The organism is Pseudomonas sp. EL_65y_Pfl1_R83 (assembly GCF_963970695.1).
Classification (GTDB): domain Bacteria; phylum Pseudomonadota; class Gammaproteobacteria; order Pseudomonadales; family Pseudomonadaceae; genus Aquipseudomonas; species Aquipseudomonas tritici.
In genome coordinates this window covers 322,879-336,119 of sequence record NZ_CAXAQI010000004.1, presented here as the reverse complement: position 1 = coordinate 336,119, position 13,241 = coordinate 322,879, and the positions used below count along the sequence as shown (strand labels likewise).

Sequence of the window (13,241 nt, the reverse complement as noted above, 5' to 3'; positions counted from 1 at the left end):
ATCTGTTGTGTTTTTGATAAAGGTTTACAGCACCACGCTTGGCAGCCACAGCGACAGCGCCGGGATGTAGGTCACGGCGATCAGGATCAGGAACAGCACGGCATAAAACGGCAGCAGCGCCTTCGCGGTCTTCTCGATGGTGGTCTTGCCCACCGCCGCGCCCACGAACAGCACCGCGCCCACGGGCGGGGTGATCAAACCAATGCCGAGGTTCACCAGCATGATCATGCCGAAGTGCACCGGGTCGACGCCAATACCCAGCACCACCGGCAGCAGAATCGGCGTAAGGATCAAGATCAGCGGCGCCATGTCCATCACTGTGCCGAGCAACAGCAACATGGCGTTGATGCACATCAGGATGACGTAGCGGTTGTCCGACAGGGTCAGGAACATCGTGGTGATCTTCGCCGGGATCTGCATCAGGGTCATGATGTAGCCGAAGCTGGCGGCGAAGGCGATCAGGATCATCACGATGGAAATGGTGCGCACCGTGCGGTGCATCAGCTTGGGCAGCTCGTTCCATTTGTAGTCGCGGTAAATGAACATGGTCACGAAGAACGCCCACAGCACGGCTATCGCGGCGGATTCGGTGGCGGTGAAAATCCCCGAGAGGATGCCGCCGAGGATGATCACCATTGCCATCAGGCCCCACAGCGCGTCGGCGGCGATCTTCAGCGCCTGTTTCAAGGGGATGACTTCGCCCTTCGGGTAATTGCGTTTTTTCGCGAAGATCAGGCACAGCGCCATCAGGCACGCGCTCATCAACAGGCCGGGGACCACGCCGGCCATGAACAGCGAGGCGATGGAGACGGTGCCGCCGGCTGCGAGGGAATAGAGCACCGAGTTATGGCTAGGCGGAGTCAGCAAGGCCTGCACCGAACCGCTGACGGTCACCGCCGTGGCGAATTCGCGGGGGTAACCACGGCGTTCCATTTCCGGGATCAGCACCGAGCCGACCGAGGCGGTGTCCGCCACCGACGAGCCGGAAATTGCCCCAAAAAACGTCGAAGCCATGATGTTCACCAAGGACAGGCCGCCGCGCACAAAGCCCACCAGCACCCCGGCAAACGCCACCAGCCGCCGCGACATGCCGCCCTCGGCCATGATCGCCCCGGCCAGCACAAAGAACGGAATCGCCATCAGCGAAAACTTGTTCACCCCGCCGGCCACCTGAATCATCAGGGCCTGGAACGGGATGTCGATCCACCACGCGCCGATCAGCGCCGACAGCCCGAGCGCGTAGGCCACCGGCATGCCGATCAGGATCAAGGCGACAAAACTGCCCAACAGAATCAATGCGTCCATATCAGGCGGCCCCTTCGCTTTCTTCAACCAGGTCGAAGCGCACGACCCGACGGTTGCTCTGGTCACCGAGCAGGAGTTTTTCCACGACAAAAATCAGCGTCAGCAGCCCGCCAATCGGGATCGGCATGTAGGTAATGCCCACGCGCAGAGTAGGGATGGCGCTCATGAACTGGTTCCACGTGGACATGCACAGCTTGGTGCCCCAGATCGTCATGAACAGGCAGACCGTCGCCATCAGCAATTGGGAAAAAATGCTGACGAGGCGGCGTTGTTGCGCCGGCAAGCGGTCAGTAACCATGGCCACCGACATATGCGCCCCGGCGCGGTAACTCGCGGCGGCGCCGATAAAGGTGAAGACCAGCATCAGCAGGATGGCGGTAGGCTCCGGCCAGCTTGCGCCGGTGCCGAGGATATAGCGGGCGAAGATGCCCCAGGGAATAATCAGTGCGACGCCGAGAACCGAAAGGCCGGCGACCCATATGCAGGTCATGTAGATGCGGTCGTTGATGCGCAGCAGTAAATTCTTCATGGCGTTCACCGTAACCGGGCGCGTCAGTGTGGACAGCGCCAGGCCTTGCTTAGGGGAGGGGCGTTATTGAACGGCGTCGATACGCTTGATGATGTCGGCGTAAGGCGCGCCGTACTTCGCACGCACCGCTGCGGTGGCGTCATAGAAGGGTTTTTTGTCGACGGTGATGAACTCGACGCCGGCGGCCTTGAGCTTGGCTTCGCTGCTGGCGGACTTGGCGTCCCACAGCACGCGCTCGTCAGCCTGGGCGACCTTGGCGGCTTTCTTGACCATGTCCTGTTGCGCAGGGGTGAGTTTGTTCCAGGTGATTTTCGACATCACGATGGGTTCAGGCAGGATCAGGTGCTCGGTGAGGGTGTAGAACTTGGCGTTCTGGAAGTGGTTGTGTTCCAGCATCGTGGGCGGGTTGTTTTCTGCGCCGTCGATAACGCCGGTCTGCAGGGCGCTGAAGATTTCGCCGGTGTCCATGGCAATGCCGTTGGCGCCCATGGCATTGAAGGCGTCGATGAACAGCGGGTTGCCTTGCACGCGAATCTTCATGCCCTTGAGGTCTTCGATCTTGCGCACCGGCTTTTTCGTGTAGAGGTTGCGCGTGCCGCCGTCCATCCAGGCCAGGGCCACCAGGCCGAACTCGGAGTCGGTGATCTTGGCGAGGATTTCATCGCCGATTTCACCGTCGATGACCTTGCGCATATGCGCCTGGTCGCGGAACACGAACGGCAGGTTGAACACGTTCACGTCCGGCACCACCGGGCCGACGATGCCGAGGCTGACACGGGTCATCTGGATGGCGCCGACCTGAGCCTGTTCGACCACTTCTTTCTCGGAGCCGAGGACCCCGCCAGGGAAATACTTGAAGGCCAGTTCGCCGTTGCTTTCTTTGGTCAGGGCCTTGCCCATGTTCTCTTCTGCAACGACGGTGGGGTAGCCGGCGGGGTGGATGTCGGCGAATTTGATTTCCAGCGCGTTAGCGGCGCTGCTGAGGGTAAAGAATGCAGCGGCGAGCAAGGTGCGTTTGAAGTCCATGGGGGTTCATTCCTGTCTTGTTATTGTTGTATTCAAGGCATAGCGATGCAGCTAAAGGGTGAACGTAGGCTCCGGCAAACCGGTGATGCCGGGGTTGAGGGCAAACACGCCGCCGGACAGCGACTGCTCACTCGGGTCATCACGGATCGAGGTGACGAACAGGGTGTCCAGGCGGCTGCCGCCAAAGGCGCACATGGTGGGTTTTTTCACCGGTACGGTGAGGGAACGGTCGAGGCGACCCTCGGGGGTGAAGCGGTGGATGAGCCCGGCGTCATTGGCGCAGATCCAGTAGCAGCCGTCGGCGTCCACCGCCGCGCCGTCGGGTCGGCCGAGGTGGTTGTGCATATCCACGAACACGCGGCGATTGGATGGGGTGCCGCTGTCGATGTCGTAATCGAACGCCCAGATCTGCTGCACCAGCGGGTGAGAGTCCGAGGCGTACATCGTGCGGCCGTCGGGGCTGAAGGCCAGGCCGTTCAGGGTGATGAAACCGTCCAGCTGAGCGTGGGGCACCAGGCCTGACGCGTAGCGGTAGAGGACGCCCTCGGCCGCGTTCAACCCCATATTCAGCACCATGCTGCCGGCCCAGAAACGACCCTGGCGATCACAGCGGCCATCGTTCAGACGCATGTCCACGCGTGGGTGCTCGACACTCGCCAGTGGCGTGGTGTCGAGGCTGCCATCGTTGTGCGGGGTGAGCTGGAAGAAGCCGGTTGCCATCCCGGCAACCCAGTTGCCCGCATCCGTGCGGGCGATGCAGGCGAGCATCTGCGGGGCTGTCCACGCAGCGATATGCCCAGTGGCGGCGCTCCAGCGTTGCAGGCCGCCGTTGGGGATATCCACCCAGTACAGGGCGTTTTCCCCGGGCACCCACACCGGGCATTCGCCCACGGCATTGCGCGCATCGACAATCAGTTCAGCGGTCATGGCAACTCATTCCCTTGGGGTGGTGTGCGCTCAGTCACCGAACGGCCCAGCAGCGCAGAATGCGCCACCCTGGTAGACCTTGGCCGGGTCGTCGGCGGCGACCGGTGGCTGGGTTTCGACCTGGGCGCGGAACACTTCGGAGCTGTCTTTGGGGACGAAGCCCAGGTGCGCGGCGTAGCGGTTGTCCCACCAGGTGTCGAGGTTATCCGACATGCCGTAGACCACGGTGTGGCCGACGTTGGGTGTGTACAGCGCGCGTTCGAGGAGTTGGGTCAGGTCGTCGAAGCTCAGCCAGGTGTGCATCATCCGGCGGTTCTGCGGTTCCGGGAACGAGGAGCCGATGCGGATGCTGACGGTCTCGATGCCGTAGCGATCGAAGTAGAAACTGGCCATGTCTTCGCCGTAGGACTTGGACAATCCGTAGTAGCTGTCTGGACGGCGAGGGGAGTGGGCGTCGAGTTTTTCGCCCTGCTTGTAGAAGCCGATCACGTGGTTGGAGCTGGCGAAAATCACACGCTTGACGCCATGGCGGCGCGCGGCTTCGTAGAGATGGAAAGTACCGCAGATATTCGCGCCGAGCACTTCTTCGAACGAGCGCTCAACCGATACGCCGCCGAAGTGCAGGATCGCGTCGACGCCTTCCACTAAATGGTGCACGGCTTGTTTGTCGCAGAGGTCGCACGTTTGCACTTCTTCGCACGCGTCGGCAGCCGGGGCCATGTTGGCGATGTCCGACAGACGCAGTACCTGGGCGTAAGGGCGCAGGCGTTCACGCAGGACTTTGCCCAGGCCGCCCGCGGCGCCGGTGAGCAGCAGGCGGTTGAATGGAACGGGCGTAAGTGTGGTGGTGGTCATGAGGGTTCCATTATTGTTGTAGGTTGTCGTATGACTTTTCAAAAGTATCGTTAAGGATTCCCCAGGTTGTCAACGCGCCATTGGTCGAAGTCACTCTTGTGTAGCCGCTGCCGAGCGCCAGCGGCTACGTAAATGTGCGAATTACAGGAGTGAAATCGGATAGCTGACAAAAATCCGGTTCTCATCAAATTCGTTATTGCTGAAATCCCGACGCATGGTCGAGTTGCGCCATTTGACGTTGAGGTTCTTCAGCGCGCCGCTCTGCACCGTGTACGCCAGCTCCGATTCCCGACCCCATTCCTTGCCATCGGTGATCGCCCCGGTGTGCACGTTACTGCCGCTGATATAGCGGTTCATCATGGTCAGCCCCGGAAGGCCGAGCACCACGAAGTTGAAGTCATGGCGCACTTGCCAGGATTTTTCCTTGGCGTTGTCGTAGCTGGCGTTGTAACTGTCGTTGGCCAGGGCGCCGCCGCTGGTGCCGTTGATCCGCATCCACGCGCTGTCGCCAGTGAGTTTCTGCAGGCCCACATAGAAGGTGTTGCCGTTGTATTTGGCCGAGAGCAGGGCGAAGGCGGTCTTGTTGTCGAGGTCGCCAGCCAGGGCTCTGCCGTCTTCCTTGCCATTGAAAAAGCCAAGGTTGGCGCCCAGGGTCCAGTCGCCCACGGGTTGGCTGTGGGTCAGGTTGAAATAGTGTTGCTGGTAGATATCGCTGAGTTCGGCGTACCACACGCCGACCTGGGTGCGTTTGTCGTTGAACGTGTACTCGCCACCGCCGAAGTTGAAACGGTCCGAGGTAAACGCGGCTCTGCCGTTCATGAACATGTCTTCCATGCTCGCGTCGTTTCGCGGGCTGTTGCCGCGGAACTGGCCGCCGTAGAGGGTCAGGCCGGCAATTTCGTTGGAGGTCACCTGGCCGCCGCGAAACGTCTGGGGCAGGGAGCGACCATCATCGGAGCGCAGGATTGGCAGCACGGGCATCCATTCGCCCACCTTCAATTCCGTCTTCGACAGCCTGGTTTTCAGCGCCACGCCCAGACGCCCAAAATTATCGGCGGGGCGGCCGTCATCGTGGATCGGCAGCAACTGGGTACCGCCGGTGCCTTTGCCGCCATCGAGCTTTTGCGAATACAGGCCGAGCACGTCAATCCCGAAGCCGACCGTGCCTTGGGTAAAGCCGGATTTGGCATCGAGAATGAAGCTCTGCGTCCACTCTTCGGCCTTGCCCTGCGGGTTGGTCGGGTTGGTGAAGTTGCGGTTGAAGTAGGCGTTGCGCAGGTTGAGCGTGGCTTTGGCGTCGTCGATGAAACCTTCGGCCTGGGCATTGAGGGGCAGGGTGAACGCCAGGCTGCTGAGGCCGAGGAGGCCGATACGCGCGGAGGAATTGCGGGCGAATTGACTCACGGTGAAGCTCCCTTCGATTGTTATTTTTATTGTTTGTCATACGTTGTCGTACAACATTAGGTGGGATATTTGCGGGGATTTCGGGATGTGTCAAGCAGAAGTTGTACGATGATCTGCGCCACGGAGATTGCGTGTGGCCAGGGTCAAATAATGTGGGAGCGTTCCACTTGAGGTGCAGTGGATTTAGCCGGCTATGACCATTGGCGGCAAGGTCCCTAGCAAGGAAACGGCCGCCACCGCTGAAACACCTAGTAACCATTCAAGCATCACACTGGTTTTCAAAGCGCCCAGCCGCTGTTCGCAATGCTCAATACGCAATCGATTCAGCACCGCCAGGGCCAGCATACCGAACACCAACATCACCTTGATCAACAGAATCAGTGCAAACCCGCTGAACAGCGGCGTCGGCCACAGCTGCCCGGTCAACACGCGCACATTGATCAATCCGGTCACCAGCAAACCGACGACCAGGGCATAACCCACGCCGCTGAAACGCCTGAGGATCGGTTCCAGCGTGAATGGCTGCGGCTGTTTGAGGATCAGCACCAGCAACAGCAACCCCCCAAGCCACGCGCCCACGCAGACCAGATGCCCCACCTGATTAAGGATCAGCAATTGCCCGCTGAGCCCATCCAGCATGGCGCCATGGCCCACAGGCGCGAGGGTCGCCAGCAGCAATGCGGTCAACGGCAGGCGCAATAGCGGCCAGGGTTTGATCAGCACAATCACCAGCAACAGGTTCAGCAGCAAATGCCAGGCCCACACCTGGCCAAAAAAGGTTTTGCCCAGCACCAGCTGGAGGGTGGCCGGTTGCAACGCCGCGTCCCAGCTGCCCGCCATACTGGCGGTGATCAACAGCAGCCAGGCGACGCCGGAGAACAGGCCCAACCCAGCGAGGCTGCGGGTGATACGCTCGAGTTGCCGATCCAGCACCGGCTGCGGTTCAGCGCCCAGCAGCCAGGGCCTGAACGCACAGGCCCCGAACATCAGCAACACGACGATGAAATGCGCAAAGCGGCACAGCACCAGCAGGGTTGCCATGGGTTATTGGCCGACCTTGAAGCTGTATTCGCCATTGCTCTTGTGGGTATCGACCGAGACGGCGTTCCACACCACTTTGTAGTTGCCAGCAGCCAGTGGGGCGGCAGGCGTCACTACCAGGGTTTTCTTGTCGGCGTCCGGGGTTTCCAGGCCCTTGATGGCGATTTCGGTGCCGTCCTTGCTCAGGGACACCTTGGTGAAGGTGGCCTCGACGCCTTCACTGAAGGTCAGGTGCAGATCAGCGGGGGCGGCGACGGTGCTGTCGGCGGCGGGTGTGGCGCTTTTCAGGTGAGCATGGGCAAACGCCGCCGAAGCCCCCAGCAAGGACGCGAGCAGGGCGACGGTGGTCAGGGTTTTCTTGATCAACATTGTTCAATACCAATCACTGGGCAGGAGCAGGCAGTGTACGAAGTTTCGGCTCAGCCTGTCGCCCCGATCTAGAGCGAATGGTAGTCTTTGAGCTCTCTCGTTGTCAGGGAGCCCTCATGGGCAATCACAAGATCGGAATTCGTCGGGTCAACGTCGAAAAAATCCTGCTGGCGGCGGAGAAAATCTTCGCCGAAAAAGGCTACGGCAGCACCGCCATGGCCGATATCGCCGAAGAAGTGCAACTGCCGCGCTCAAACCTGCACTACTACTTCACCACCAAAAGTGAGTTGTACAGCGCGGTGCTGTTCGACCTGTTGGAAGTGTGGAAGCAGGACGCCCTGAGCTTCGAGACCTTTGATGATCCGCGGGTGGTACTCAGCAGTTACATCCGCGCCAAGATGCAGCGCTCGCGCACCCGGCCGTATGGCTCGAAAGTCTGGGCCAACGAAATCATCCACGGCGCGCCGACACTCGGGGAGGCGCTGGATGAAAGCCTGTACGACTGGGCCAAGATGAAGGAAGCGAAAATTCGCCAGTGGGTGGAGGACAAACGCATCCTGCCGGTTGAGCCGTCGAGCTTGCTGTATATGATCTGGGCCTCGACCCAGCACTATGCCGACTTTGATCATCAGGTGAACATCCTGAATGATCACCAGCCTTTGTCGGATATGCAATTCGAGAAGGCGATACAGACGGTGACAGGGGTGATTTTGCGGGGGATTGGGTTGGAACCTTGATGTCACGGTGCGGCTGAAGGCCCCATCGCAGCATAGGTATCTACACAACTTTCCGCCCGATGCCCGAGCTCGGCTGAGCAGCGGTTGCTCTGGCTTTTGATCTGTTTTTGATTTTGATCTCAGGCGCCCCATCAACCACGCTGGCCGAACGCAGGCTTGAATCCGTGGGTAACCCGGCAGGACGCCGGGTTAGCCGCACTGGGCCAAGGACGGCCCATTGCGGCGGCCCACGGATTCAAGCCTTCGTTCTGGCACACCGAGCTTAAGCGAGGTGCCGAGTGGTGGGGAGAAGCGTTTTGGGTTACTTTTGGCGCTCTTCCAAAAGTGACTCGCCGTAAGGGCGAAACCCTAAGTAGCCGTTACCGCAGAAATGGATATGTACTCATTCCAACCACACCGCATGGTCAGCCAGAGGCCGCCATCGCAGGCAAGCCAGCTCCCACCGTTGAGCGCATTGTTCCTGAAGGAATGCAGTCGAATGTGGGAGCTGGCTTGCCTGCGATAGCGATCTAGAGCGCTACACAGCCTCTCGATAGGGATTCCTCGGATCTTGCGTCCAGTTCAAATACGGCTTGCCCGAGTCGATCGGCACCATCTCGATGCAGTCGGCCACCGGGCAGGTGATCTGGCACAAATTGCAGCCCACACATTCATCATCGATCACTTCGTACTTATGCGTGCCATCCGCCAATTTCAAACTGGCAATCGCCTGGTGCGACGTGTCCTCACAGGCAATATGGCAACGCCCGCAGCCAATACAAGCTTGCTGATCGATCTTCGCAATCACCTGGTAGTTGATGTCCAGGTACTTCCAATCCGTCGTATTGCCCACCGCGCGCCCGGAAAATTCCTGCAGGCTGGCGTAACCCTGACTGTCCATCCACCGCGACAGCCCGTCCTTCATCTCTTCCACAATCCGAAACCCGTGCAGCATTGCCGCCGTGCACACCTGCACCGCGCCACAGCCAAGGGCAACGAATTCCGCCGCGTCGCGCCAGTTGCCGATGCCGCCAATGCCACAGATCGGCAGGCCCTGTGTCTGCGGGTCACGGGCGATTTCGGCGACCATGTTCAGCGCAATCGGCTTAACCGCCGAACCGCAGTAACCGCCGTGGGTGCTTTGTGTGCCAACCACCGGGAGCGCGACCATGCGTTCCAGGTCGACGCTGGTGATGGAATTGATGGTATTGATCAGCGACACCGCATCCGCGCCACCGCGATACGCCGCGCGCGCGGCCACGCGAATGTCGGTGATATTCGGCGTGAGCTTGACGATCACCGGCAGCGAGCAATACGTCTTGCACCAACGCGTGACCTGCTCCACATACTCCGGCACTTGGCCGACCGCCGCACCCATGCCGCGCTCGGGCATGCCATGGGGGCAGCCGAAGTTCAGCTCGATACCGTCGCAACCGGTGGCTTCCACCCGCGGCAGGATGTTTTTCCAGGATTCCTCAACGCACGGCACCATCAGCGACACGATCAACGCGCGGTCGGGCCAGTCCTTTTTCACCTGGGTGATTTCCCGCAGGTTGATCTCCAGCGAGCGGTCAGTGATCAGCTCGATGTTATTGATGCCCAGCACTTCACGGTTGGCACCGTAGTGCGCCGAGTAGCGTGACGACACGTTGACCGCCGCCGGGTCTTCGCCCAGGGTTTTCCACACCACGCCGCCCCAGCCGGCTTCAAACGCACGGACCACGTTGTAGGCCTTGTCGGTGGGCGGCGCGGAGGCCAGCCAGAACGGGTTGGGGGCTTTGATACCGGCGAACACAATCGAGAGATCTGCCATTACGCTGCCTCCACATTCAGCATGAGTTGGGCGTGCATGGCTTCAGCGGCCAGCTTGCCGTGTTGCACTGCCTGCACGGTGAGGTCCTCGCCAAGGCTGACGCAATCGCCGCCGGCGTATACGCCGGGAATGCTGGTGCGCAGCTGTTCATCGACGAAGATTCTTTCACCGACACGCTGCAGTTGCTGGGCCAGCGGATCGTGCAGCGCCTCGCTGTCAAACCCTTGGCCGATGGCCTTGAAGATTGCATCGGCGGCCAGCTCGAAGGTTTCGCCGGTGGGGTGCAGGCGCCCGTTTTCCAGGCGCGTGCGCTGGAAGCGCATGCCGCGCACGTGGCCCTGCTCATCCAGCAGCACTTCTTCAGGCTGGGCCCAGGTCAGCAGGCGGACCTGGTTGGCTTTGGCGATGTCCTGTTCGTGGTGGGTGGCGCCCATATCTGCCAACCCTCGACGGTAAACGAGGTTCACATCACGAGCACCGAGGCGGGCCATTTGCACGGCCATGTCGATGGCGGTGTTGCCGGCACCGAGCACGATGCAGCGGTCGGCCAGGGGCAGTTGGGTCAGGTCGTCGGCTTGGCGCAGCTCGCGGATGTAGTCGGTGGCGGCGAGCAGGCCGGGAGCGTCCTCGTGGGCTAAACCGAGCTGTTTACTGGCGGCCAGCCCGAGGCCGAGGAAGACTGAGTCGAATTGCTGGTGCAGGTCGCTCAAGGTCAGGTTGTCGCCCAGGCGCTGGCCGTGGCGGATCTCGATGCCGCCAATCTGCAGGAGGAAATCCAGTTCCTTCTGCGCGAAGTCATCCACCAGTTTGTACTTGGCGATCCCGTATTCATTCAGGCCACCGGCTTTTTCCCGTGCTTCGAAAATCACCACGTCATGGCCGTGCAAGGCGCTGCGGTGGGCACAGGCCAAGCCTGCCGGCCCGGCGCCGACCACGGCGATGCGCTTGCCGGTAGGCGCGGCGCGGTGGAAGGGGTGTTCGCTGAAGTGTGCATTGTCGATTGCATAACGTTGCAGCAAGCCGATCAGCACCGGGGCGCATTCTTCGGCGTTGTTACGCACGCAAGCTTGCTGGCAGAGGATCTCGGTGGGACACACCCGAGCGCAACTGCCGCCAAGGATATTGGCCGAGAGGATCTTCTGCGCGGCGCCTTGCACGTTTTCGGTGTGGATGTTGCGGATGAACGACGGAATGTCGATTTCGCTGGGGCATGCGTTCACGCACGGTGCGTCGTAGCAATACAGGCAGCGCGAGGCTTCCAGTTGGGCCTGGCGGGCGTTGAGCGGCGGCGCCAGGTCGGTGAAATGGCTGGCGAGCGTGGGTCCATCCTCAGCGGGATGGGGGAGGTGGGTCAGGGTCTGGATCACGGTGTTGGCCTCACGGTTATTGAGGTGCTGCCTCTGATGGGCATTGGTTTTTTGGTGCCTGTGCTCGCGAATGCGATATCAGCGGTTCACAGCGACTGGCTTGGAATACGCCGCCCGCTTGCTCAACTGCTCAAACACCGCCGGATACGCCGGCCGCTCCACATACCGTCCGGCACCGCGTTCGGCACGCAGGTCGCCATCGGCCCAGACCAGCTTGCCCTGGCTGATGGTATGGCTCGGCACGCCGCGCACGGTTTTGCCTTCGAAGATGTTGAAGTCGACTTTCTGGTGGTGAGTCTTGGCGGAAATGGTCCGTGTACCCTCGGGGTCCCACAGCACCAGATCAGCATCGGCCCCCACGCGGATCGCGCCTTTGCGCGGATAAAGGTTGAAGATCTTCGCGGTATTGGTGGAGGTCAGCGCAACGAACTCCTGCATCGACAGGCGCCCGGTGTTGACCCCTTCATCCCACAGCAACGCCATGCGGTCTTCGATCCCGGCAGTGCCATTGGGGATCTTGCTGAAGTCGTCACGGCCAGCGGCTTTTTGCTCGGCGCAGAAGCAGCAGTGGTCGGTCGCGGTGGTGTGCAGGTTGCCGGACTGCAAACCATGCCACAGCGCTTCCTGATGCCCGCGCGGGCGGAAGGGTGGGCTCATCACGTAGCCGGCGGCGGTCTGCCAGTCAGGGTGCTGGTAGACGCTGTCATCCAGCAGCAAGTGGCCGGCGAGTACTTCGCCATAGACCGGTTGGCCTTTGCTGCGGGCGTAGGTGATTTCATCCAGCGCTTCCTTGGTGGACACGTGCACCAGGTATAACGGCGTGCCGATGGTTTCGGCGATGCGAATGGCGCGGCTGGCCGCTTCGCCCTCTACCTGCGACGGGCGCGACAGCGGGTGCGCTTCCGGGCCGGTGATGCCCTGGGCCATCAGCTTGCGTTGCAGGTGATACACCAACTCGCCGTTCTCAGCATGCACCGTGGGCACCGCGCCCAGTTCCAGGCAGCGTTCGAAGCTGGCGACCAGGGTGTCATCTGCCGCCATGATCGCGTTCTTGTAGGCCATGAAGTGCTTGAAGCTGTTGATGCCGTGGTGGCTGACCAGTTCGGCCATTTCCTCGCGCACCTGCTCGCTCCACCAGGTGATCGCGACGTGGAAACCGTAGTCGGACGCGGATTTTTCCGCCCAGCCCCGCCACAGGTGAAACGCTTCCATCAAGGGTTGCTGCGGGTTGGGAATCACAAAGTCGATGATCGACGTGGTGCCCCCCGCCAGGCCTGCTGCCGTGCCACTGAAAAAGTCTTCACTGGCCACGGTCCCCATGAAGGGCAATTGCATATGGGTATGGGGGTCGATGCCGCCGGGCATCAAGAATTGGCCGCTGCCGTCGAGTGTTCCAGTGCCGGCGGGAATATCCAGATTCGTGCCAATGGCCCGAATGAGACCGCCTGCGCATAAAACATCGGCGCGGTAACTTTCATCATGGGTAATAACGGTGGCGCCACGGATCAACAGCGACATGTCGAGTTCCTCACAGGCTTGACCGGCTTGTGCCAGCTCTAAGTGTTGTAATGCTGCTTACCGATGGCGGGTTAATTCCTGTCATCAGTGACAGGAATAGAAACTAGCCCGAGTTTTTCGATTGGGCAAGAAGATTTTTTATAAGCTTATTCAATTATTAACCTATTGATTTATATAGATAAAATATAAAAATCACCAAAATGTAGCGTTCACTCACCATTTTGACGCACTTGACAGGTTCATAAATTGAGCAAAATTTCTTATTGCAAATCAGGCGCTTGAGACATGCCTCTTGACGGGGGAGGGAAATAAAAATAATTGTGTTGCACCAGATTGAGTCCTGAGGGTTCTGACAACTTTCGTATTGTTTA

The 13,241-nt window shown here is 60.3% G+C and carries 12 protein-coding genes; 1 reads left to right on the top strand and 11 read right to left on the bottom strand.

The genetic code is table 11. The features are described 5' to 3' along the window. Positions 1-24: 24 nt before the first annotated feature. The 8 genes from AACY08_RS08025 to copC form a co-directional block, all read right to left on the bottom strand. Positions 25-1,305: a TRAP transporter large permease gene (locus AACY08_RS08025; RefSeq protein WP_339428162.1), complete on the bottom strand. Its 1,281-nt coding sequence runs from the start codon at positions 1,303-1,305 to the stop codon at positions 25-27. A gap of 1 nt (position 1,306) precedes the next feature. Continuing rightward, on the bottom strand, positions 1,307-1,834 hold the full coding sequence (locus AACY08_RS08020) for a TRAP transporter small permease (protein WP_339420053.1): 528 nt from the start codon (positions 1,832-1,834) through the stop codon (positions 1,307-1,309). Between the two features lie 63 nt (positions 1,835-1,897). After that, the gene (locus AACY08_RS08015) at positions 1,898-2,860 is read right to left on the bottom strand and encodes a TRAP transporter substrate-binding protein (RefSeq protein ID WP_339468932.1); all 963 of its coding nucleotides are present in this window, start codon (positions 2,858-2,860) and stop codon (positions 1,898-1,900) included. Positions 2,861-2,911: 51 nt separating this feature from the next. After that, positions 2,912-3,787: an SMP-30/gluconolactonase/LRE family protein gene (locus AACY08_RS08010; protein ID WP_339468931.1), complete on the bottom strand. Its 876-nt coding sequence runs from the start codon at positions 3,785-3,787 to the stop codon at positions 2,912-2,914. Between the two features lie 30 nt (positions 3,788-3,817). Beyond that, positions 3,818-4,642 (bottom strand): NAD-dependent epimerase/dehydratase family protein, encoded by an 825-nt coding sequence (locus AACY08_RS08005; protein ID WP_339468930.1) that lies wholly within the window; start codon positions 4,640-4,642, stop codon positions 3,818-3,820. 141 nt (positions 4,643-4,783) lie between these two features. After that, a complete protein-coding gene (locus AACY08_RS08000; protein ID WP_339468929.1) occupies positions 4,784-6,046 on the bottom strand; it encodes an OprD family porin in 1,263 nt (420 codons plus the stop codon). A gap of 183 nt (positions 6,047-6,229) precedes the next feature. Then, positions 6,230-7,087, bottom strand: a complete 858-nt coding sequence (gene copD, locus AACY08_RS07995) for a copper homeostasis membrane protein CopD (RefSeq protein WP_339468927.1) — start codon at positions 7,085-7,087, stop codon at positions 6,230-6,232. Positions 7,088-7,090: 3 nt separating this feature from the next. Beyond that, positions 7,091-7,456, bottom strand: coding sequence for a copper homeostasis periplasmic binding protein CopC (gene copC / locus AACY08_RS07990; RefSeq protein WP_339468925.1), 366 nt, complete (start codon positions 7,454-7,456; stop codon positions 7,091-7,093). 116 nt (positions 7,457-7,572) lie between these two features. Here copC and AACY08_RS07985 point away from each other — a divergent pair, with 116 nt between their 5' ends. Then, positions 7,573-8,193: a TetR/AcrR family transcriptional regulator gene (locus tag AACY08_RS07985; RefSeq protein ID WP_339468924.1), complete on the top strand. Its 621-nt coding sequence runs from the start codon at positions 7,573-7,575 to the stop codon at positions 8,191-8,193. A 517-nt stretch (positions 8,194-8,710) separates the two neighbouring features. Here AACY08_RS07985 and preA read toward each other — a convergent pair. The 3 genes from preA to hydA form a co-directional block, all read right to left on the bottom strand. Beyond that, entirely contained in the window at positions 8,711-9,985 is a 1,275-nt protein-coding gene (gene preA / locus AACY08_RS07980) for an NAD-dependent dihydropyrimidine dehydrogenase subunit PreA (protein WP_339420064.1), read from the bottom strand. After that, positions 9,985-11,352: an NAD(P)-dependent oxidoreductase gene (locus AACY08_RS07975; RefSeq protein ID WP_339468923.1), complete on the bottom strand. Its 1,368-nt coding sequence runs from the start codon at positions 11,350-11,352 to the stop codon at positions 9,985-9,987. The genes preA and AACY08_RS07975 overlap by 1 nt, the downstream gene beginning before the upstream one ends. Positions 11,353-11,430: 78 nt before the next feature. Beyond that, positions 11,431-12,870 (bottom strand): dihydropyrimidinase, encoded by a 1,440-nt coding sequence (gene hydA, locus AACY08_RS07970; protein WP_339468921.1) that lies wholly within the window; start codon positions 12,868-12,870, stop codon positions 11,431-11,433. Positions 12,871-13,241: the final 371 nt, after the last annotated feature.

Bases quoted from the DNA above. Each gene is read 5' to 3' on its own strand.
- AACY08_RS07985 (WP_339468924.1), top strand. From the start codon at position 7,573: ATGGGCAATCACAAGATCGGAATTCGTCGGGTCAACGTCGAAAAAATC.
- AACY08_RS08025 (WP_339428162.1), bottom strand. From the start codon at position 1,305: ATGGACGCATTGATTCTGTTGGGCAGTTTTGTCGCCTTGATCCTGATC.
- copD (WP_339468927.1), bottom strand. From the start codon at position 7,087: ATGGCAACCCTGCTGGTGCTGTGCCGCTTTGCGCATTTCATCGTCGTG.
- AACY08_RS08015 (WP_339468932.1), bottom strand. From the start codon at position 2,860: ATGGACTTCAAACGCACCTTGCTCGCCGCTGCATTCTTTACCCTCAGC.
- hydA (WP_339468921.1), bottom strand. From the start codon at position 12,870: ATGTCGCTGTTGATCCGTGGCGCCACCGTTATTACCCATGATGAAAGT.
- AACY08_RS08005 (WP_339468930.1), bottom strand. From the start codon at position 4,642: ATGACCACCACCACACTTACGCCCGTTCCATTCAACCGCCTGCTGCTC.
- AACY08_RS08010 (WP_339468931.1), bottom strand. From the start codon at position 3,787: ATGACCGCTGAACTGATTGTCGATGCGCGCAATGCCGTGGGCGAATGC.
- AACY08_RS08020 (WP_339420053.1), bottom strand. From the start codon at position 1,834: ATGAAGAATTTACTGCTGCGCATCAACGACCGCATCTACATGACCTGC.
- preA (WP_339420064.1), bottom strand. From the start codon at position 9,985: ATGGCAGATCTCTCGATTGTGTTCGCCGGTATCAAAGCCCCCAACCCG.
- copC (WP_339468925.1), bottom strand. From the start codon at position 7,456: ATGTTGATCAAGAAAACCCTGACCACCGTCGCCCTGCTCGCGTCCTTG.